This window comes from Brachybacterium hainanense (assembly GCF_042434575.1).
Taxonomy (GTDB): Bacteria; Actinomycetota; Actinomycetes; order Actinomycetales; family Dermabacteraceae; genus Brachybacterium; species Brachybacterium hainanense.
Window position 1 is genome coordinate 38,952 of the sequence record NZ_JBHLSV010000026.1, and the last position, 20,053, is coordinate 59,004.

The 20,053-nt window shown below is 73.4% G+C and carries 22 protein-coding genes; 19 read left to right on the forward strand and 3 right to left on the reverse strand.

Annotated features, from left to right (window positions below):
* Positions 1-95 precede the first annotated feature (95 nt).
* The 4 genes from ACFFF6_RS16610 to ffh all read left to right on the forward strand — a co-directional run bounded on the left by ACFFF6_RS16610 (position 96) and on the right by ffh (position 5,799).
* Positions 96-1,445, forward strand: coding sequence for an ammonium transporter (locus ACFFF6_RS16610; RefSeq protein ID WP_376982604.1), 1,350 nt, complete (start codon positions 96-98; stop codon positions 1,443-1,445).
* Positions 1,442-1,780, forward strand: coding sequence for a P-II family nitrogen regulator (locus ACFFF6_RS16615; RefSeq protein ID WP_376982605.1), 339 nt, complete (start codon positions 1,442-1,444; stop codon positions 1,778-1,780). Before ACFFF6_RS16610 ends, ACFFF6_RS16615 begins: the two co-directional genes overlap by 4 nt.
* Positions 1,770-4,115 (forward strand): [protein-PII] uridylyltransferase, encoded by a 2,346-nt coding sequence (locus ACFFF6_RS16620; protein ID WP_376982606.1) that lies wholly within the window; start codon positions 1,770-1,772, stop codon positions 4,113-4,115. The genes ACFFF6_RS16615 and ACFFF6_RS16620 overlap by 11 nt, the downstream gene beginning before the upstream one ends.
* 97 nt (positions 4,116-4,212) lie before the next feature.
* Positions 4,213-5,799, forward strand: a complete 1,587-nt coding sequence (gene ffh, locus ACFFF6_RS16625; protein WP_376982607.1) for a signal recognition particle protein — start codon at positions 4,213-4,215, stop codon at positions 5,797-5,799.
* A gap of 96 nt (positions 5,800-5,895) precedes the next feature.
* Here ffh and ACFFF6_RS16630 read toward each other — a convergent pair whose 3' ends face one another.
* From ACFFF6_RS16630 to ACFFF6_RS16640, 3 genes are read right to left on the reverse strand one after another with little or no spacing between them, the layout of a single operon-like run.
* Entirely contained in the window at positions 5,896-6,639 is a 744-nt protein-coding gene (locus ACFFF6_RS16630; RefSeq protein ID WP_376982608.1) for a hypothetical protein, read from the reverse strand.
* Positions 6,636-7,559: an ATP-binding cassette domain-containing protein gene (locus ACFFF6_RS16635; protein WP_376982609.1), complete on the reverse strand. Its 924-nt coding sequence runs from the start codon at positions 7,557-7,559 to the stop codon at positions 6,636-6,638. Before ACFFF6_RS16635 ends, ACFFF6_RS16630 begins: the two co-directional genes overlap by 4 nt.
* Positions 7,556-7,954, reverse strand: a complete 399-nt coding sequence (locus tag ACFFF6_RS16640; protein WP_376982610.1) for a GntR family transcriptional regulator — start codon at positions 7,952-7,954, stop codon at positions 7,556-7,558. Before ACFFF6_RS16640 ends, ACFFF6_RS16635 begins: the two co-directional genes overlap by 4 nt.
* A 233-nt stretch (positions 7,955-8,187) precedes the next feature.
* Between ACFFF6_RS16640 and ACFFF6_RS16645 the strand changes: the two genes are divergently transcribed.
* The 15 genes from ACFFF6_RS16645 to ACFFF6_RS16715 all read left to right on the forward strand — a co-directional run bounded on the left by ACFFF6_RS16645 (position 8,188) and on the right by ACFFF6_RS16715 (position 19,887).
* Complete coding sequence (locus ACFFF6_RS16645; RefSeq protein WP_376982627.1) at positions 8,188-9,288, forward strand: amidohydrolase family protein; 1,101 nt, start codon at positions 8,188-8,190, stop codon at positions 9,286-9,288.
* A gap of 208 nt (positions 9,289-9,496) precedes the next feature.
* Positions 9,497-9,955 carry a 30S ribosomal protein S16 gene (gene rpsP / locus ACFFF6_RS16650; RefSeq protein WP_376982611.1) on the forward strand — a complete coding sequence of 153 codons (459 nt, stop codon included), beginning with the start codon at positions 9,497-9,499 and terminating at the stop codon, positions 9,953-9,955.
* 2 nt (positions 9,956-9,957) lie between these two features.
* A complete protein-coding gene (locus tag ACFFF6_RS16655; protein ID WP_376982612.1) occupies positions 9,958-10,200 on the forward strand; it encodes an RNA-binding protein in 243 nt (80 codons plus the stop codon).
* Positions 10,184-11,137, forward strand: a complete 954-nt coding sequence (locus tag ACFFF6_RS16660) for a hypothetical protein (RefSeq protein WP_376982613.1) — start codon at positions 10,184-10,186, stop codon at positions 11,135-11,137. The genes ACFFF6_RS16655 and ACFFF6_RS16660 overlap by 17 nt, the downstream gene beginning before the upstream one ends.
* Positions 11,134-11,682, forward strand: coding sequence for a ribosome maturation factor RimM (gene rimM / locus ACFFF6_RS16665; protein WP_376982614.1), 549 nt, complete (start codon positions 11,134-11,136; stop codon positions 11,680-11,682). Before ACFFF6_RS16660 ends, rimM begins: the two co-directional genes overlap by 4 nt.
* Positions 11,682-12,440, forward strand: coding sequence for a tRNA (guanosine(37)-N1)-methyltransferase TrmD (trmD, locus tag ACFFF6_RS16670; protein ID WP_376982615.1), 759 nt, complete (start codon positions 11,682-11,684; stop codon positions 12,438-12,440). The genes rimM and trmD overlap by 1 nt, the downstream gene beginning before the upstream one ends.
* A 268-nt stretch (positions 12,441-12,708) precedes the next feature.
* On the forward strand, positions 12,709-13,056 hold the full coding sequence (gene rplS / locus ACFFF6_RS16675; protein WP_376982616.1) for a 50S ribosomal protein L19: 348 nt from the start codon (positions 12,709-12,711) through the stop codon (positions 13,054-13,056).
* Between the two features lie 35 nt (positions 13,057-13,091).
* Positions 13,092-13,664: a signal peptidase I gene (lepB, locus tag ACFFF6_RS16680; protein WP_376982617.1), complete on the forward strand. Its 573-nt coding sequence runs from the start codon at positions 13,092-13,094 to the stop codon at positions 13,662-13,664.
* Positions 13,665-13,681: 17 nt separating this feature from the next.
* Positions 13,682-14,464 (forward strand): signal peptidase I, encoded by a 783-nt coding sequence (gene lepB, locus ACFFF6_RS16685; protein ID WP_376982618.1) that lies wholly within the window; start codon positions 13,682-13,684, stop codon positions 14,462-14,464.
* A gap of 8 nt (positions 14,465-14,472) precedes the next feature.
* Positions 14,473-15,243: a ribonuclease HII gene (gene rnhB, locus ACFFF6_RS16690; protein ID WP_376982619.1), complete on the forward strand. Its 771-nt coding sequence runs from the start codon at positions 14,473-14,475 to the stop codon at positions 15,241-15,243.
* On the forward strand, positions 15,240-15,542 hold the full coding sequence (locus tag ACFFF6_RS16695; protein WP_376982620.1) for a DUF2469 domain-containing protein: 303 nt from the start codon (positions 15,240-15,242) through the stop codon (positions 15,540-15,542). Before rnhB ends, ACFFF6_RS16695 begins: the two co-directional genes overlap by 4 nt.
* A 130-nt stretch (positions 15,543-15,672) precedes the next feature.
* Positions 15,673-16,089: a YraN family protein gene (locus tag ACFFF6_RS16700; RefSeq protein ID WP_376982621.1), complete on the forward strand. Its 417-nt coding sequence runs from the start codon at positions 15,673-15,675 to the stop codon at positions 16,087-16,089.
* Positions 16,089-17,624 (forward strand): YifB family Mg chelatase-like AAA ATPase, encoded by a 1,536-nt coding sequence (locus ACFFF6_RS16705; protein WP_376982622.1) that lies wholly within the window; start codon positions 16,089-16,091, stop codon positions 17,622-17,624. The genes ACFFF6_RS16700 and ACFFF6_RS16705 overlap by 1 nt, the downstream gene beginning before the upstream one ends.
* The gene (dprA, locus tag ACFFF6_RS16710) at positions 17,621-18,805 is read left to right on the forward strand and encodes a DNA-processing protein DprA (RefSeq protein WP_376982623.1); all 1,185 of its coding nucleotides are present in this window, start codon (positions 17,621-17,623) and stop codon (positions 18,803-18,805) included. Before ACFFF6_RS16705 ends, dprA begins: the two co-directional genes overlap by 4 nt.
* Positions 18,806-18,849: 44 nt before the next feature.
* The gene (locus ACFFF6_RS16715) at positions 18,850-19,887 is read left to right on the forward strand and encodes a tyrosine recombinase XerC (protein WP_376982624.1); all 1,038 of its coding nucleotides are present in this window, start codon (positions 18,850-18,852) and stop codon (positions 19,885-19,887) included.
* Positions 19,888-20,053 lie beyond the last annotated feature (166 nt).

Genomic DNA, 20,053 nt, shown 5'->3' on the forward strand with positions numbered 1-20,053 from the left:
ACCGCTGCGACCGCACGATGAGCGCACGGCCCGCCGGGCCGAGCGGTCCGCAGGGCAGGAGCCCCGGACCGGACGCACTCCCTCAGGAGCCCGACATGGAGCCCTTCATCCTGGACACGGGAGCGAGCGCCTGGATCCTGGTCAGCGCGGCGCTCGTGCTGCTCATGACCCCCGGACTCTCGCTGTTCTACGGCGGGATGGTGCGCGCCCGCACCGTCCTCAACATGATGCTGATGTCCTTCACGGCGATCGGCGTGGTCGCGCTGGCCTGGACCCTCGGCGGGTTCTCGATCGCCTTCGGCGAGGACATCGGCGGCGTGCTCGGCGACCCGCGGCAGTTCTTCGGCCTCGCCGGCACCGACGAGCAGTCGATCCTCGCCGGCAGCGGCGTGCCCTTCCTGGTCGCCGCGGGCTTCCAGATGACCTTCGCGATCATCTCGACGGCCCTGATCTCCGGAGCGATCGCCGACCGCGTCAAGCTGGGCACCTGGATGGTCTTCTGCGCGATCTGGGTCCTCCTCGTGTACGCGCCGCTCGCGCACATGGTGTGGGGCGGCGGGCTGCTCGGAGCCGATGGCATCTTCGCCGGCCTCGCCGAGCCCGTCGACTTCGCCGGCGGCACGGTCGTGCACATCAACGCGGGCGTCGCCGGGCTCGTGCTCGCCCTCGTCGTCGGCAACCGGACCGGCTTCGGGCGGGAGCCGATGAAGCCCCACAACCTCCCGCTGGTGATGCTGGGCGCGGCGCTGCTGTGGTTCGGCTGGTTCGGCTTCAACGCCGGATCGGCCGGGACCGCCGACGCCACCGCAGGTCTGGCCTGGGTGAACACCACCGTCGCGACCGCCGCCGCCATGCTCGGCTGGTCGCTCGTGGAGCGGATCCGCGACCGCCACGTCACGAGCCTCGGCGCCGCCTCCGGCGTGGTCGCGGGCCTGGTCGCGATCACCCCGGCCGCGGCCGCCCTCACCCCGCTGACCTCGATCATCCTCGGTGCGGTCGCCGGCGGCGCCTGCGCCCTCGCCGTCGGGCTCAAGCACCGCTTCGGCATCGACGACTCCCTGGACGTCGTCGGCGTGCATCTGGTCGGCGGGCTCGTCGGCACCGTCCTGATCGGCGTGCTCGCGACCGATGGGGGACTGGTCTTCGGCGGGGGAGCGGACCTCCTGATCGTCCAGATCCTCGTGGCCCTCGGCGCCATGGCGTTCTCCGGGGTCCTGACAGCCGTGATCGCCCTGGTCCTGCGCGCCCTCATGGGCTGGAGGATCCCCGAGGCCGATGAGGTCGCGGGCATCGACATCACCCACCACGCCGAGTCCGGCTACGATCTCGTCGGGGCGCCGGCCTCCCGCCGCTCCGTCGTCCCGGGGCGACCCGCGACCCCCGCGACCTCGGCTCCCGTCCGATCCTCGGAGCCCCAGCCCACCCCCGCAGGAGAGGTCCGATGAAGCTCATCACCGCCATCGTCCAGCCGCACGCCGTCCAGGCCGTCACGGACTCGCTGCGCGAGTACGGGGTCAGCGGGCTGACCCTCTCGGAGGTCGCCGGATACGGCCGCCAGGGCGGGCACACCGAGGTCTACCGCGGCGCGGAGTACGCGATCGACACGATCCCCAAGGCGAAGATCGAGGTCCTCGCGGACGATCCGGCCGAGTCCGACATCATCGACCTGATCGTCGCCGCCTCCCGGACCGGTCGGATCGGGGACGGCAAGATCTGGGTCACCGAGGTCCCCACCGTGGTCCGCGTCCGCACCGGCGAACGGGGCGCGGATGCCCTCTGAGGCGCTTCCGTCCCGCCGGCTGACGCACGTCCTGCACGCCGGCTTCGCGGATCCGGACGCCGGCCCCTCCCGCAGGACCGATCACGCCGCCCTCGTCGACGGCTGGCTGATCGGGCTGTGGGACGGGGCCGGCGCCCCCGCCTCCGGCGCCGCCCTCGCCGCCATCGGCTCCCTGGGTCGGCGGGACCTCGGACCCGTCAGCGACCTCGACCTGGTGCTGCTGGTGGATCCGGGCCGGATCGGACCGGAGGAGGCAGCGCGTCTCGCGAGCGCCCTGTGGTACCCGGTCTGGGACTCCGGCACCTCCCTCGACCATGCCCTGCGCAGCCCCGAGGAGTGCGAGCGGGTCGCCCGCGAGGACCTCCGGGCCGCCGTGTCCCTGCTGGACCTGCGGCTCGTCGCCGGGGACGCGGAGCTGGTGCGGGACGCCTCCTCCCGGGTGCGCGCGCAGTGGCGGCGGGAGGCGCGCCGCCGCATCGGGGAGCTCGTCGACCTCGCCGAGGACCGCGCCCAGCGCTACGGCCCCCTCGCCCATTCCGCGGAGCCGAACCTCAAGTCCGACCGCGGCGGCCTGCGGGACGTGACCGTCATCCGGGCCCTCGCGGAGAGCTGGCTCGCCGACCACGACCACCCGGTCGTCGACGGCGCGGCCCGCGTCCTGAGCGATGCCCGGGACGCCCTGCAGGCCGTGACCGGGAAGCCGACCACCCGCCTGGGCCGGGCCGACCAGGACGCCGTGGCCGCGCTGACCGGGCACGGGACGGCCGATGACCATCTCGCCCACCTCGCCGATGCCGCCCGCGCGGTCAGCTGGGAGCTGCACCGGAGCATCCGCGCGGCGAGGGCGGCGACCGCCCCCGGCGGTGCGGCCACCCGCGGCACCGGCACGGATCGGCGTCCGGCCCTGACCCGGCTCGAGCACGGCGTGATCGTCCAGTCCGAGGAGGTCTCGGCGGATCTGCGCTCCGCGGACCCCCTGCGCGACCTCGCGGCGGTCGCGCATGCCGCCGCGAGCGGGCTCCCGCTGGCCGATGCGACCCTCGAGCGCCTGGCCGCCGCCCCGCCGCGCCCCTTCGCCCCCGCCCAGCGCGACATGTTCGTCGACGTCCTCGCCGGTGCGCACATCATCGAGGCATATGAGGCGCTCGACGTGAAGGGCGCCGTGGCCCGCTGGATCCCCGGATGGGCCGGGATCCGCAACCGGCCCCAGCGCTCCGCGGTGCACCGCTTCACCGTGGACCGCCACCAGATCGAGACCGTGCGCGAGGCGCATCGGTTCCTCGGCGCGGTCTCGCGTCCTGATCTCCTGCTGGTCGCGGCGCTGCTCCACGACCTGGGGAAGCGGGCGGACGCCCGCGACCATGCGGCCGAGGGGGCCCCGCTCGCGGAGGCGGCGGCGCGCCATCTCGGCTTCGACGAGGACGACGTGGCGGTGATCGGCACCCTCGTGCGCGAGCACCTGACCCTGGTGTCCCTCGCGACGGGGCGCGACCTCGCCGATCCCAGCACCCTGCAGGAGCTGCTGGCGGCCGTGGACCACGATCCCGGCACCCTCGAGCTCCTGCGCGCGCTCACCGAGGCCGATGCGATCGCCGCCGGGCCCGCCGCCTGGTCGACCTGGCGCTCCTCGCTCGTGGACCACCTGACGGGTCTGGCCCGTGATGCGCTCGCGGGCACGGCCGCCCTCCCGCGCCTCCTGCTGGCCCCGCAGCGCTCCGTGCAGGAGGCCGTGATCTCCGCCGTGCGCCGCGGCGGCGGCGCCCACGTGCTGTACCCGGCCTCGACGAGCGAGGAGGCGATCACGCAGATCTGCCTGGGCGCGCCGGACGGACCGGGAGTCTTCGCGGCCATGGCCCGCGTGCTCGCCCGCCAGCGCATCGAGGTGCGCAGCGCGGTCGTGATGACGATCGACGAGGTCGCCGTGAACTCGTGGTGGGTTCCGGGCACCCAGGCCGACCTGCCCCACCCGACGGCTCTGCGCGCGGCCCTGGACCGCGAGCTGGAGCGCCGCGACCAGGCGGCCGCACGGGTCCTCGAGCTCGCCCCGGCCCCGCCGCCGCGGACCGCGGACGACACCCCGGTGGTGACCCTGCTCCCCGGCGCCTCGAAGGAGGCCACCGTCATCCAGGTCAACGCCCGCAACCGTCCCAGCCTGCTGGCCGATGTGGCCGCGGAGATCTCCGTGCACCAGCTGCTCGTGCGCAGCGCCCACGTGATGACCCTGGGCCAGCGGGCGGTCGACGTGCTCTACCTGACCGATCAGCGGGGCAGGCCGCTGGACGCCCCGGCGATCGGGAGGATCATCGGCGGCCTCATGGACGCCGCCGCGACCTGAGCGCGTGCCCTTGGCCTCGGCGCGGCCTCCTGGACGGGCCTCGCAGCCGCGATCCCTCTACACTGGTGCGGTCCGCACGACCAAGGGGAATCTCTTCGTGTTCAACAACCTCTCCGAACGCATCACCGCCTCCCTCAAGGGACTGCGCGGCCACGGCCGCCTCTCCGAGGCCGATGTCGACAAGACCATCCGCGAGATCCGGCGCGCCCTGCTCGACGCCGATGTCGCGGTGCCCGTCGTCCGCTCCTTCACGGGCACCGTGCGCGAGAGGGCGCTGGGCGAGGAGGTCTCCAAGGCGCTCAACCCCGCACAGCAGGTCGTCAAGATCGTCCATGACGAGCTGGTCGAGGTGCTCGGAGGCGCGACCGGCGAGCTCAGCTGGTCGAAGAACCCGCCCACCGTCATCATGCTCGCGGGTCTGCAGGGCGCCGGCAAGACGACCCTCGCGGGCAAGCTCGCGCGGTGGATGAAGGACCAGGGCCACACCCCGCTGCTCGTCGCCGCGGATCTCCAGCGTCCCAACGCGGTCACCCAGCTGCAGGTCGTCGGCGAGCGGGCGGGCGTCCCCGTCTTCGCGCCGGAGCCGGGCAACGGCGTCGGCAACCCCGTCCTCGTCGCCATGAACGGCGTCTCCACCGCCCAGTTCCAGCAGCACGACGTGGTCATCGTCGACACCGCCGGCCGCCTGGGCATCGACGAGGAGATGATGCAGCAGGCGCGGGACATCCGCGACGCGGTGAACCCGCACGAGACCCTCTTCGTCGTCGACGCGATGATCGGCCAGGACGCCGCCCGCGTCGCGGAGGCCTTCCGCGACGGCGTCGGCTTCACCGGCGTGGTGCTCTCCAAGCTCGACGGCGATGCCCGCGGCGGCGCGGCCCTGTCGATCACGGGCGTCACCCAGCGCCCCATCCTCTTCGCCTCCACCGGCGAGCAGCTGGGCGACTTCGAGCGCTTCCACCCGGACCGCATGGCCAGCCGGATCCTCGACATGGGCGACGTGCTCACCCTCATCGAGCAGGCGGAGAAGTCCTTCGACCAGGCCGAGGCCGAGAAGGCCGCCAAGAAGCTCGCCTCCGGCGAGGACTTCACCCTCGACGACTTCCTCGCCCAGATGCAGCAGCTCAAGAACATGGGCAGCATCAAGAAGATGCTGGGCATGCTGCCGAACATGGGCCAGTTCCGCGAGCAGCTCGACAACTTCGACGAGAAGGAGCTCACGCGCATCGAGGCGATGATCCGCTCGATGACACCCGCCGAGCGCCACGATCCGAAGCTCATCAACGGCTCCCGCCGCGCCCGCATCGCCAAGGGATCCGGCACCACGGTCCAGGCCGTCAACCAGCTGCTCGAGCGCTTCAAGCAGGCCCAGCAGATGATGCGGCAGATGGGCCGCGGCATGGCCGGCGGCGGCATGCCCGCGATGCCCGGCGGTCCGGGCATGGGCATGGGCAAGAAGTCCCGCGGCAAGCAGGCCGCCCCCAAGCAGGGGAAGAAGTCGAAGTCCCGCAACCCGGCGAAGGCCGCGCGCGAGGAGGCCGAGTTCGCCCGGCAGGCCGCGCAGAAGCAGGCCGAGGGCGGCTCCGCCTTCGGCGGCGGTGCGGGCGGGCCCGGGAGCCTCGAGGACATCGACCCCAGCCAGCTTCCCCCGGAGATGCGCAAGCTGCTCGGCAAGGGGTTCTGAGGCCGACGGGACGAGCCCGGCGCGCCGGGTCCGGGAGGGTCCGATGCGCCGGGCTCGTCCGTGCCGCGCGGATCCTCCCGCGCGGGGATGCCGGGCTCACACGGGCATGCGACGTAGGGTGAGCGCTGTCCCGACGGCGAGGAGGGCGATCAGCAGCAGCCCGCACACGGAGACGCCCACCGGTCCGGCATCGAGGATCCACGCCCCGATCCGGCTCCAGGCCCGGGCGGCGGTGGCGAGGGCGACCAGGCCGATCAGGAGGAGGGCGGCGAGGAGGGCGACGGCCGTCGCGACCATCGCTCCGAAACGTCGCGTGATGGTCATGTACCAGAACCCGATCACGAAGAAGAGCATCGTCAGGGTGAAGTAGGCGAGACCGGCTCCCAGGGGACCGTGCCCCCAGATGATCGGGACGTGCGCGAAGTACCCCTCCATGCCGTATCCGACGGTCGCGAGCTCCACCAGCCCCAGCAGCACGAACACCGCCGCGAGACCGAGCGCGCTGATGCTCGCGGCCAGCAGGGTGCCGAGGAAGAACTCGCGACGCGTCAGGCTCATCGCCTGGGAGAAGGGGAAGGTCAGGGTCATGGCCTGCCCGCCGATCACGGCGAAGTACCACACGGGCGCCTGGGCGGCGCCGGAGTGCATCGGTCCGCCGCCGCCGTTCGCGACGATGATCACGTACACCAGCAGGTTCACGATCCAGGCGCCGCCCAGCACGATCAGCGGCACCCAGAGGAAGGTCTGACGGTTGATGAACTGGATCCGGACCACGTCGAGCGAGCGGCGCAGGGTCGACGGGCCGGGAGCGGGGGGAGGTGCGAGGGCGGCGGCGGTCATCGGATCGTCCTTTCGACATCGGGCTCGGCGGGGGCGGGGTGCGCGGCGGATGCGCCGCGCTGGGTCATCCGCACGATGAGCTGCTGCAGCGACACGGGGGAGAGGTCCAGCCCGGCGGCGGCCACGCGGCGGCGCTCGGCATCGTCCAGGGCGCCGAGGACGGTCACGGCTGCGACGCGTCCGAGGCTCTGGCGATCGATGACCTCGCGTCCTCCGGTCACGGCGGCGACGGCGTCCGCATCCCCGACGATGCTCGTGGCGAGCGCCCGCGCCTCGTCGGTGCTGGAGTCCAGGAGGATCCTGCCGTCCTCGATCACGAGCACGCGCTCGATGAGGTCCGCGATCTCGTCGATCAGATGGCTGGAGAGCAGGATCGTGCGGGGGTGCTCGGCGTAGTCGGCCATCAGATGGTCGTAGAACAGCTGCCGGGCGACCGCGTCCAGGCCCAGGTAGGGCTCGTCGAAGAAGGTGATCTCGGCGCGCGAGGCGAGGCCGATGACGACCCCGACGGCGGAGAGCTGACCGCGGGAGAGCTTCTTGATGGTCCGGCGCAGCGGCAGGCGGAAGTCCTCCACGAGCCGGTCGGCGAAGTCCTGGTCCCAGCGGGGGAAGCACAGGCGGGCCGCGGCCAGGGCGTGGCGGGCGGTGGCGTCGTCGGGGTACTTCTGGCCCTCCCGGACGAAGCACATGCGGCGGAGCACGCGGGCGTTCTCGTAGGGGTCCTGTCCGAACACGCGCACGCTGCCGGAGGTCGGCAGGTTCTGCGCGGTCATGAGGGACATGGCGGTGGTCTTCCCGGCGCCGTTGCGGCCCAGAACTCCGTAGATGGTGTCGGCCTCGATGTCGAAGCTGACCGCGTCCAGCGCTGTGACGTGCCGGTAGGTCTTGGTCAGCTCTCGGGCCTCGATGACGGCGGTCATGGCGACTCCTCGGTGGTGGGGCGGGTCGGGGGCTCGGTGAGGCGGGCGCGTTCGCGGACCATGCGGGCGACGCCCTCGGGATCGAGGTCGAGGCGGCGCGCCTCCATCAGGAGGGGGTCGACGAAGCGTTCGGCGAAGGCGGTGCGCCGCTCCTGGCGCAGCTGCTCCCGGGCTCCGCGGGAGACGAACATCCCGAGGCCTCGCCGCTTGTCGAGGATTCCCCGGTCCACCAGGAGCCCGAGGCCCTTGGCGGCGGTCGCCGGGTTGATCCGGTGGAAGGCGGAGAGCTCGTTGGACGAGGGGGCTCGCGTGTCCTCGGGGAGGCTGCCGTCCATGATCGAGTCCTCGATCTGTTCGGCGATCTGCACGAAGAGGGGCTGGTCTCCGTCGAGCACGGCGCCTCCTTGGGCGGCATGGGGGCTCGGCCCCGTGAGGCCCGAGCGGTGCACTGGTTCATTACTCGACTAATGAACCATGGAGCCGGAGGCGTGTCAAGAGCGCTGTCGCCCCGAGGGCGGGCTACTCTCGGTGCGTGGACACCAGGAACGGCGGCGCGTCCCCCGGCAGCGGACGCAGCGAGCGGCACGACGGCGACGAGGGCGGCGCACGCGTCCCCGGACAGGGGTCGGTGCTGCACCTGAGAGGCCCCGTGCTGCGGGGCCCCGAGAGCGAGCTCCCGGAGGCCTGGGTCGTCGGCGGCCGCATCCATCACGCCCGCCCCGAGCTCCCGTCCGGGACCGAGATCCGCGAGATCGACGGCTTCGTCGTGCCCGGGCTCGCGGACCTGCACTGCCACATCGGGATCGGTGACGACGGCGCCGGGACGACGCTCGCGCGGGCGCGGGCACAGGCGATCACCGACCGGGACACGGGCGTGCTCCTCATCCGGGACGCCGGCTCCATCATCGACACCCGGCCGCTGCAGGACCACGCCCGCGGCGCCCTCGGCCACCGCCTCCCGGAGCTGATCCGCTGTGGACGCCACCTCGCCCGCACCCGGCGCTACCTCATCGGCTACGCGCACGAGCTCGAGCCCGCGGATCTGCCCGGCGCCGTCCGCGCCGAGGCGGGGCGCGCGGACGGCTGGGTCAAGCTCGTCGGCGACTGGATCGATCGCGCCGCCGGGGACCTGGCCCCGGCATGGTCCGCCGCGGACTTCGCGGCCGCGGCCGATGCCGCCCACGCCGCCGGCGCGCGCATCACGACCCACACCTTCGACGAGGAGACCCTCCCGCTCGTGCTCGACGCCGGGTTCGACTGCCTCGAGCATGCGACCGGACTCACCGACGAGACGATCTCCCGCGCCGCCGCGGCCGGGGTCCCCGTCGTGACGACCCTCGTCAACGTCGACCACTTCACGGAGTACGCCGATCAGGGCGAGCGGAAGTTCCCCGCCTACGCCGCGCACATGCGCCGCCTGCGGGAGGGGCGGCTGCAGCGCACCCGGGACGCCCTCGATGCCGGGGTCCAGCTGCTGGTCGGCACCGATGCCGGGGGAGTGCTGGGCCACGGCATCATCCACGACGAGCTCGACGAGCTCGCCCGGGCCGGGCTCACCCCGACGGAGATCCTCACGGCCGCCGCCTGGGCGCCGCGCCGCTTCCTGGGCGTCCCCTGCCTCGAGGACGGCGATCCCGCCGACCTGCTCGTCGTGCCCCGGGATCCGCGCGAGGACCATCGAGCCCTGCGCGAGCTGAGCGCCGTGGTGCTGCGCGGCGAGCTGCTCTGAGCCGGCGCCGGCCCCGGCCTGTGCCGAGCGGCACAGACGGCCCGGCTGGCATGCGTTGCCGCAGGGCTGGCATACTGGTCCTTCGTATGCGCCCGGCCGGCCCTCTACCCGCCGTGGTGCGACACCCCGAACGACGCCGGCGCCCGCATGACCCCCACAGGCCGAGGCTGAGCTCACCCGAACATCCTTCGAAGGAGTGTCCACTCTCGTGGCCGTCAAGATTCGTCTGAAGCGCATGGGCAAGATCCGTGCACCGTACTACCGCATCGTCGTCGCCGACTCCCGCAAGAAGCGCGACGGCGCCGTGATCGAGGAGATCGGCAAGTATCACCCGACCGAGGAGCCCTCGTTCATCGAGGTCAAGTCCGAGCGTGCGCAGTACTGGCTGGGCGTGGGCGCGCAGCCCACCGAGCAGGTCGCCGCGATCCTCAAGATCACCGGCGACTGGCAGGCCGCCAAGGGCGAGGCCGGCGAGAGCACCCTGAAGACGAAGGCCGCCAAGGCCTCCGCCGAGGACCTCGTCGCCGAGGCCGACAAGGCCGCCGCCGAGTCCCGTGAGGGCGCGAAGAAGGCCAAGGAGAAGGCCCAGGTCGAGCCGGGCTCGGAAGAGGCTCCCGCCGAGGGCGAGTCCACCGAGGACGCCCAGGCCGCGGTCGACGAGGCCTGAGCATGAGCGCCCGCGCCGAGGCCCTGGACCACCTGGTCCGCGGGATCGTCGACAACCCCGACGACGTCGCCGTCCAGGAGAAGTCCACCCGGCGCGGTCCTCTCCTCGAGGTCCGCGTCAACCCGGAGGATCTGGGACGCGTGATCGGACGCTCCGGTCGTACCGCCCGCGCCCTGCGCACGGTCACCGCGGCGCTGTCCGAGGACCCGGTCCGCGTGGACATCGTCGATGTCGATCGCCGCTGACGCGCGCTCCGCACACCGCTCGACCCGAGGCGGCGCCGGCTCCCGGCGCCGCCTCCGGCATGCCGTGGGCGCCGGGCTGCTGGGAGCGCTGCTGCTCGCGGCCTGCGCGCCGGACGGGACCCCGCCGCAGGAGCCGACCACGGCGAGCGAGGCGCCCGCCAGCACGTCCGGCACCGCGCCCGTCCTCGACGAGGCGAGCGTCCTCGCCTGCCGCACCTACTGGGGCGATCCCGACTACGCCACGCCCCTGTCCCGCGTCGTCCTGGACCGGGCGGCGACCGCCCCGAGCAACGGCGCCGCGGACCCGATGTTCTACTCGATGACCGGGGACGACGTCGAGGCCGCCTTCGCCGACGCCCAGCCCGGCCTGCGCGAGAGCGCCTCCGCGGTCGCCGGATGGTTCCGCGGCGACGCCGCCGCCGGCGAGAGCGCGGACCTGGGCGCGCTGCAGGCGGAGCTCGGCGAGCTCGCGGCAGGCTGCGCCCCCGCCTCGCCCGCCGCGGCCTGGTTCGCGGCCCCGGGGGAGCCGGGCACCAAGCCTGCGGCGCTGACCTGTGCCGACGTCTTCGACACCCCGGGGACCTTCACCGTCTTCGCGAACGCGAACGTCCTCACCTCGAACATGTTCAAGCTCGTGGGCAGGGCGCCGCAGTCCGTCCCCGCCGATCGCCTGGACGAGGTCGAGGCCGTGCTCGGGATCCTGGACCAGGAGATCGAGGCGGTCGACGACGACGCGGTCCGCGCCGCGCTCGAGCAGGTGCGCGCCCCCTTCGCGGATGCGGTCGGAGGAGACCTGAGCTCCGGAGGGCTGCAGGGCCCGCTCGAGGAGCTCGGCCGCACCTGCGGGGACGCGGGATACGATGCCGGATTCGGGGTGCAGGAGCAGGACCGGGGCGGCGACCCCGCCGAGGACGAAGGAGACGAGGGACTGGCATGAGCACACGGGACGTGGTCGTCGCGACCATCGGCAAGGCGCACGGGCTGCGTGGCGAGGTCGCGCTGATCCTGCGCACCGACCAGCCGGAGGTGCGCCTGGCCCGCGGGACCGTCTTCGAGACGGGCACGGCGCAGACCCCGCGCCCTCTCACGATCGTCTCCACGCGCACCCAGGCAGGACGCTGGTACGCCCGCTTCGCCGAGATCGAGGGACGCACGGCCGCCGAGGAGGCGCGCGGCACGGAGCTCGTCCTCGCGGTCGATCTCGCGGAGGAGGCCGACGAGGACCCCGACGCCTGGTATCCGGAGGACCTGATCGGCCTGGCCGTCCGCCACGTCGACGGCACGGAGCTCGGCACCGTCGCGGACCTCGAGCACTATCCGGCCCAGGACCTGCTCATCGTCCGCACCCCGGCCGGAGGCCGGGTCATGCTGCCCTTCGTCGAGCAGCTGGTCCCCGAGATCGACCTCGAGGCGGGCGTCGTCCTCGCCGATCCTCCCGGCGGCCTGTTCGACCCGGAGAACGCCGAGAGCGAGCGCAGCTGATGCGCATCGACGTCATCACCATCTTCCCCGAGTACCTCGCGCCGCTGGACCTGTCCCTGATCGGGAAGGCGCGTCGCGAGGGGCTCGTGGACCTGAACGTCCACGACCTGCGCGGCTTCACCCATGACCGCCATCGCACCGTGGACGACACTCCCGTGGGCGGCGGGGCGGGCATGGTGATGAAGCCCGAGCCGTGGGCGGAGGCCTTCGCGCACGTCATCGCGCAGGGGCAGGCGGAGCTCGGCGCCTCGGCGCAGCCCGTGGTGCTCTTCCCGAACCCGGCGGGGGAGCCGCTGCGACAGGCCAGCGCGCGCTCCCTCTCCGAGGAGGCGTGGCTGGTCTTCGCCTGCGGCCGCTACGAGGGGATCGACGAGCGGGTCTACGAGCACCTGGCCGCCCGCGGCTGCCGGATCCGCCTCGTGTCGTTGGGGGACTACGTCCTCAACGGCGGCGAGGTCGCGGTCCTCGCGATCACCGAGGCGGTCGTGCGGCTGGTGCCGGGTGTGCTCGGGAATCCCGAGTCGGTGGTCGAGGAGTCCCACTCCCACGGGCTGCTCGAGTACCCGATCTACACCCGGCCCGCGAGCTGGACGGATCCCGACGGCGTCGAGCGGCGGGTGCCGGAGATCCTCCTGTCCGGGGATCACGGGCGCATCGCCGCCTGGCGGCACGCGCGCTCTCTCGAGCGGACCCGGCAGCGCCGCCCTGATCTGCTGGCTTCGCAGGGTGACGCAGACGACAGCACTTCTGCCCGCTGACCTGCGGCGCCATCGGCCCCCGCGCTTGCCGCCGGGGCTCCGTCCTGGCACAATGGCTCCCTGTGCGCGTCGCGCGCGTCTCTGCCTCAGGGGAGCCGCGCATCACGCGACCGGGCAGGTCCGTGGCGATGGGAGTCGCCGCCAGAGGCCCAGCACACCGGCAGGGACCCGTTCGACGGACCCGGCCGGACCATCGGTTCCCCGGACGGGTCACGAGGCCCGTCCTGAACGAGCTGTCGGACCTGAGGCAGACAGCGGGAGTGACATCATGCAGAAGTTCGACGAGCTCGACAAGGCGCAGCTGCGCGAGGACATCCCGGAGTTCCGCGCCGGCGACAACGTCAAGGTCCACGTGAAGGTCGTCGAGGGCAACCGCTCTCGCGTCCAGATCTTCCAGGGCTACGTGATCGCCCGTCAGGGCGACGGCATCCGCGAGACGTTCCGCGTCCGCAAGATCTCCTTCGGGGTCGGCGTGGAGCGCGTCTTCCCCGTGCACGCCCCGACCCTCGAGAAGATCGAGGTCGTCACCCGCGGTGACGTGCGCCGCGCGAAGCTGTACTACCTGCGCAAGCTCACGGGCAAGAAGGCCCGCATCAAGGAGAAGCGCGCTCACTGACCGCGCGCCCGAGACACCCGGAGCTCGTCTTCACCATGAGCGATCCCGAGCCCCGGCCCCTGCGGCGGCAGCCCCTTCTGGCGGCTGCCGCCGTCGTCGTCCTCCTGCTGGTCGCCGCGTTCACGGTGCGGCACGTGCTCGTGGAGCCGTTCGCCGTCCCCTCCGCCTCGATGGAGCCGACGCTGCGCCCTGGAGACATCATCCTCGTTGACCGCACTACCCGCCGCACCGCGGAGCGCGGCGAGGTCGTCGTCTTCGACGGCCGTGACTTCTTCGGCGGGGACGACGGCACCGGCCATTACTGGGTCAAGCGCGTCATCGCCCTCGGCGGGGAGCGTGTGGCCTGCTGCGACCCGAACGGACGCATCCTCGTCGACGGCGTGCCCCTGGAGGAGCCCTATCTCGCCCCCGGCACCGCGCCGAGCCGGATCGCCTTCGACCTCGAGGTGCCGGAGGGCCGCATGTTCCTCCTCGGGGACAACCGCGCCGACTCGACCGACTCGCGGAGCCTGCTGGGGGCGCCGGGAGGCGGCATGGTCCCCATCGAGCGCGTCGTCGGTGAAGCGCATCGCATCCTCTGGCCGCTTCCCAGGAGCGGACGGATCTGACGGATAGGATCGCCCCGATGAGCACCTCCACCCCCGCGACCGGTTCGGCCGGCGATCCCGGGCACGAGCCCGACACCTCCGGCGCCCGGGACGAGCACCTCGCCTCCGCGCCCTCGGGCCGCGCCCGCAGGCGCACGCGCGGCGGCGGCTGGCTCGAGTATCTCGTGACCATGGTGGGCGCGCTCGTGATCGCCGTGCTCGTCAAGACCTTCCTGATCCAGCCGTTCTACATCCCCTCCAGCTCGATGGAGCCCACCCTCCAGGTGAATGACAAGATCATCGTCTCGAAGCTGAGTCCGGGCGTGATCGACCTCGAGCGCGGGGACGTCATCGTCTTCCAGGACCCGGCGGACTGGATCGAGGGCGACGCGACGGTGGACCCCAGCATCCGCACCCGCATCATGATGGCGCTGAGCCTGGTGGGTCTCGTCCCGGATCCCTCGCAGGATCACCTCGTCAAGCGTCTCATCGGCCTGCCCGGCGACCACGTCGTGTGCGAGGAGAAGGGCGGCGCGCTCACCGTCAACGGCGAGACGCTCGAGGAGCCGTACATCAATCCGGAGACTCCTGCCTGCCAGGAGGCCTTCGACGTGACCGTGCCCGAGGACTCCCTGTGGGTGATGGGCGACAACCGCTTCGCCTCCGCGGACTCCGTGTACCACTACTCGCACGGCGAGGAGGCCTACGTGCCCGTCGAGAACGTCACCGGCAAGGCCGTCGCGATCTTCTGGCCCGTGGGCCACTGGACCGGTCTCGGCGACGGACACGCGACCTTCGCCTCCGTCCCGGACCCGGCCTGAGGGCCGGCATGCCCGCCTCAGCGCGCTCCGCGGCGTCCTCGACGGCGCCGTCCTACGACGTCGAGCTCGCCCTGGCAGCCGAGCTCGGCCCCGAGGCGGTCGTCGTCGGCGTCGACGAGGTGGGACGCGGCGCCCTCGCCGGCCCCGTCACGGTCGGCGCCTGCGCGATCCGGATCTGCGAGGGAGAGGTCGTGACGCCGCTCCCGGAGGGCGTGCGCGATTCCAAGATGCTGAGCGCGAAGCGGCGCGGGGCCCTGGCCCCGCAGATCGCCGCGGACGCGTTCTCGACCAGCCTCGGCTGGGTGGAGCCGGAGGAGATCGACAGGATCGGCATCTCCGCGGCCCTGACCGAGGCGGCCCTGCGGGCCCTGGACGGACTCTGCTCGCCGGAGGGGGAGCGGCTCGTGCCCGACGCCGTCCTCCTCGACGGCTCCGTCGACGTGCTCAGCGCGGCCCTGCGGGCGCGCGGGCTGGAGGAGGTCCGCGTCGCGGTCCAGGTCAAGGCGGACCGCGACTGCTGCAGCGTGGCGGGGGCGAGCGTCGTGGCGAAGGTGGCGCGGGACGCGCACATGATCCGCCTGCACGCACAGGCCCCGCAGTATGCGTGGGACTCGAACAAGGGATACGGTGCGGCTGTGCATCGCGCGGCGCTCGCGGAGCACGGGCTCCACAGGCAGCATCGCGCATCATGGAAGCTGGGCGGCGCGCTGAGCATCGGCGCACCGAGCACACGAGCATCGCGGGACATCCGCCCGGCGGAGCAGGAGGGACACCGGTGAACACCCAGGATCTCGAGAACTACGAGTCCGATCTGGAGCTGCAGCTCTTCCGCGAGTACCGCGACGTGGTGAGCCTGTTCACCTATGTGGTGGAGACCGAGCGCCGCTTCTACCTCGCGAACCAGGTGGACCTGCAGGTCCGCACGGCAGGCGGGGAGGTCTTCTACGAGCTGACCCTCGCGGACGTGTGGGTCTGGGACATCTACCGCTCGAGCCGCTTCGTCCGCTCGGTGCGGGTCGTGACGTTCAAGGACGTCAACATCGAGGAGATCGCGAAGCCGGACATCTCCCTGCCCTGAGCGCTCGGGCTCCGGGACCGGGGCGCTCCCACGGAGCGTCCCCGCAGGCGCCTCTCCTCCTCAGCGGAGGGTTCTCCACATTCGTGGCGCCGCGGATGCGCAGGTCCGGACAGCGGCCCAGGCTGAGGCCATGAACAGTCTCGATGCGCCGTCCCCGCTCCTCGTCCCCGTCCCCGACGGCGTCCTCGTCCCGGGTCTGACCACCCGCGAGCTGGGTCGGCTCGGCGAGGACCTCGCCGCCGCGCACCTGGCAGCCTCCGGCTGGAGGGTCGTCGACCGCAATGTGCAAATCGGTCGCGGCGAGCTGGACATCATCGCTCTCGAGGACCGCACTCTCGTCTTCGTGGAGGTCAAGACCCGCCGATCGCTCCTGACGGGCGTGCCCCAGGCCGCGGTCACCGCGCGGAAGTGCCAGCAGCTGCGCCGTCTTGCCGGACAGTACCTGCTGGGCAGCGCACCGCCGCACCGCGACCTGCGGATCGACGTGCTCGCAGTGTTCGCCGGACCGGATGCCTGCTCGCTCGAGCACCTGCGGGCGGTGGCGTGATGACCGTGGCCAGCACTCTCGCGGTCGCGCTGCAGGGTCTGGAGGGGACCGTCGTCGAGGTCGAGGCCGATGTCGCCTCCGGGCTCCCGGCCTTCCACGTCGTGGGACTGCCGGACTCCTCGATGCTGCAGGCCCGCGAGCGGGTGCGGTCCGCGGCCGGCCAGGTGGGCGCCGGGATCGCGCAGCGCCGCATCGCCGTGAACCTGCAGCCCGCCTATCTCCCCAAGGGCGGGTCCGGATTCGACCTCGCGATCGCGGTCGCCGTGATCGCCGCGCAGGGGGACCTCGAGCCGGCCGCGATCCGGGGGATCCTGCACCTGGGGGAGCTGGGCCTGGACGGGAGGGTCCGTCCCGTGCCCGGGGTGCTCCCGTCCCTCGCCGCCGCCCGCCGCGCCGGCGTGACCACGGCGGTCGTGCCCACCGCGGATCTCGACGAGGCCCGGCTCGTCCGCGGGGTCGAGGTGGTCGGAGCCGAGGACCTCTCCCAGGTGCTGCGCCTCCACGGCTGCACGAAGGATCTCGCCGCGCCCGACGGCGCCCTCGCCCCGTCCGCGGCCCGTGCGGCGGAGACCGCGGCGCACCGGGCGCCGCTCGACTTCGCCGATGTGCTGGGGCAGACCGAGGCGCGCCGCGCCGCGGAGGTCGCGGCGGCCGGGGGACACCATCTGCTGCTGTCCGGGCCGCCGGGCGCGGGCAAGACGATGATCGCCTCGCGCATCCCGGGCGTGCTGCCTCCGCTGTCGGAGGCCGACGCCCTCGAGGTCAGCGCCGTCCACTCCCTCAGCGGTGGCTTCGACGCCCGGGACGGCCTGATCAGCGTGCCGCCCTTCGAAGCGCCCCATCACACGGCGACGACCGCATCGATCGTGGGCGGGGGATCCGGCCTCGCCCGGCCCGGGGCGATCTCCCGCGCCCACGCCGGCGTGCTGTTCCTGGACGAGGCGCCCGAGTTCTCCGCCCGCGTGCTCGAGGCGCTGCGCGAGCCGCTCGAGACCGGGGACGTGACCATCCACCGCGCCCGGGGCGTGACCCGCTACCCGGCACGGTTCCAGCTGGTGATGGCCGCGAACCCGTGCCCCTGCGGACACGCCTGGGGTCGCGGCGACCGCTGCAGCTGCACCCCCCTGCAGCGACGTCGATATCTGGCCCGGCTGTCGGGTCCGGTCCTGGACCGGATCGACATGCGCGTCGAGGTCGCGCCGGTGGATCTGCGCCGCGTCGAGGCGCAGGGCGAGCCGAGCGCACCGGTCGCCGCGCGCGTCGCGGCGGCCCGAGCACGGCAGGCCCGGCGCTTCGCGGACCTGTCCTGGTCGACCAACGCCCACATTCCCGGGGCGCTGCTGCGCGGCCGCTTCGCCCCGGTGCCCGCCGCCCGCGCCCTCCTCGAAGGGGCGGTCGAGCAGGGACGGCTCACCCTGCGAGGCCACGACCGGGTGCTCCGGGTCGCGTGGACTCTCGCCGACCTCGACGAGGCGGACCGCCCGGACGGCGACCACGTCGGGATCGCCCTGGGCATGCGAGGGACGGACCGATGAGCGCTGAGGAGGACCGCCTCGCCCGCATCACCTGGTCCCTGGTCGCCGAGCCCTCCGATGCCGTCGCCCTGCTCGCCCGCACCGCCCTCGGTGCCGGAGCGGCTCTCGAGCTCGCTCGCGAGGCGAGCGCGGCCGAGGCCCTCCAGCTGCTCGGCGGGAGCATCCCGGGGGATCCGGCGACAGACGGCGGTGCGAGCGATCCGCGTCGCCGCCTCGAGCAGGCGCTCGCCCGCTGGCGCTCGCGCCTGCGGCACGTCGACGTGCCCGCGCAGCTCGCGCGCGCCGAGCGGGACGGCATCCGGGTCCTGGTCCCGGGCGATCCGCAGTGGCCCACCGCCCTCGACGACCTCGAGGTCGCCGCGCCGCACTGCCTGTGGGTGCTCGGCGACGAGGACCCGTGCCTTCCCGGGACGCAGGGGAGCGTCGCCGTCGTCGGCTCCCGCGCCTCGAGCCCGTACGGAGAGGACGTCGCCGGCGGCATGTCCGCCGCACTGGCCTCCCGCGGCATCGCCGTGATCAGCGGCGGCGCCTACGGGATCGATGCGGCCGCGCATCGCGGGGCGCTCGCCGCGGGCGCCGCCCCGACGCTCGCCGTCCTCGCCGGCGGGCTCGATGCGCTCTATCCGCGGGGGAACGCCCGTCTGCTCGAGACGATCCGGGACCGGCACGCGCTGCTCAGCGAGGCCCCGCCCGGCACCGCGCCGACCCGCTGGAGGTTCCTGGCCCGCAACCGGCTGATCGCGGCGCTCGCGCAGGTGACTGTGGTCGTGGAGGCGTCCTGGCGCTCGGGGGCGCTGTCCACGGCGCGCCGTGCCGATGATCTGTCCCGGACCGTGGCCGCGGTCCCGGGACCGGTCACCTCCGCGGCCTCGGCGGGCTGCCACCGGCTGATCCGGGAGCGCGGCGCGGTGCTCGTCACGGGAGGGGACGATGTGCTCGAGCTGCTTCCCGGGGCCGACCCGGTCGCGGAGGCCGCCGGACCCCAGGACGAGCTGGACCTGTTCAGCCCCGCGGACCGGCGCGTGCTGGATGCCGTGCCGCCGCGCTCCGCGACCACCTGCGACAGGCTCGCCGTGATCGTGGACCGGACCCCTGAGGAGATCCGGGCTGCGCTCGGGAGGCTCGAGCTGTTCGGCGCGGTGCGGATCGCGGGGGAGCAGGTGCGCCGGGCACGGGGCTGAGCGGGACCCGTGCCTCGGTGACCATCGGCTGGCAGACTGGGCGCATGGAGGAGCAGCGATCCGCGGAGCGGAGGGACGCAGGCCCGGACTCCGCCGTGGCGGCTGGTGCCGGAGCAGCGGCCGAGGCGGGGCGCTCCGCGCAGGATGAGGAGGTGCTGACCGCGTTCGCGGCACATCTCCGCCTCGAGCGCGGCCGCTCCCCGCACACCGTCGCCGCCTACGTGCGGGAGGCGCGCAGCGTGCTCGAGCATCTGCGGGCGCGCGAGCGGATCGACCTGGCCGAGCTCGACGTGGCCGCTCTGCGGACCTGGCTCGCTGCCCGCGCCGACACCGGGGCCGCGGCCTCGACCCTCGCGCGCTCCGCCGCGGCGGCCCGCACGTTCACCACCTGGCTCGCGGTGACGGGCCGGATCGCGCATGACGTGGGCCATCGCCTCGGAGTTCCCCGCCGCGGCCGGCACCTGCCGACGGTGCTGAGCGGACCCCAGGCGGGCGAGCTGATGGCGGCCCCGACCGCACAGGGCGGTCGTGCCGAGCAGGCGCCGCCGGTCCCGCGCGAGCAGGCGATCGCCCTGCGCGATGCGGCGATCCTCGAGCTGCTGTACTCCTCGGGACTGCGGGTCTCCGAGCTCGTGGGTCTGGACCGGACGGATCTCGAGCGCGGCCGCCGCACCGTGCGGGTGATCGGCAAGGGCGATCGCGAGCGGATCGTGCCGGTGGGGATGCCTGCGCTCGCCGCGATCGACGCCTGGGAGCGCGGCGGCCGCCCGCTCCTGCTGGGGGAGGAGCCCTCGGACGACGCCCGGGACGCGCTGTTCCTCGGAGCCCGCGGGCGCCGGATCGGCGACAGAGCCGTGCGGACCCTCGTGGACGCCTCCGCCCGATCCGCCGGCATCGCCCGTCACGTCACCCCGCACACGCTGCGTCACACCGCGGCGACCCACCTCGTGGAGGGCGGAGCGGATCTCCGCAGCGTCCAGGACTTCCTGGGCCATTCCTCGCTCGCGACCACGCAGATCTACACGCATGTGAGCGCCGAGCGGCTGCGCCGCACCGTTGATCAGGCCCATCCGCGGGCCTGATCGCCTCAGCGCAGCCGTGCACAGGTACGGCGGGGCACGCACGCAGTCCCGTCGGCGGACGCGGCGGCGCGCGTCCGGGCCCAGGGCGGATCCGGCTGCGAGGGCGGCGCCGCCTCCCCGGAGGAGCCCTGGGCCGGCCCGGGAGGCTCAGCGGCGCTGCCTGCCC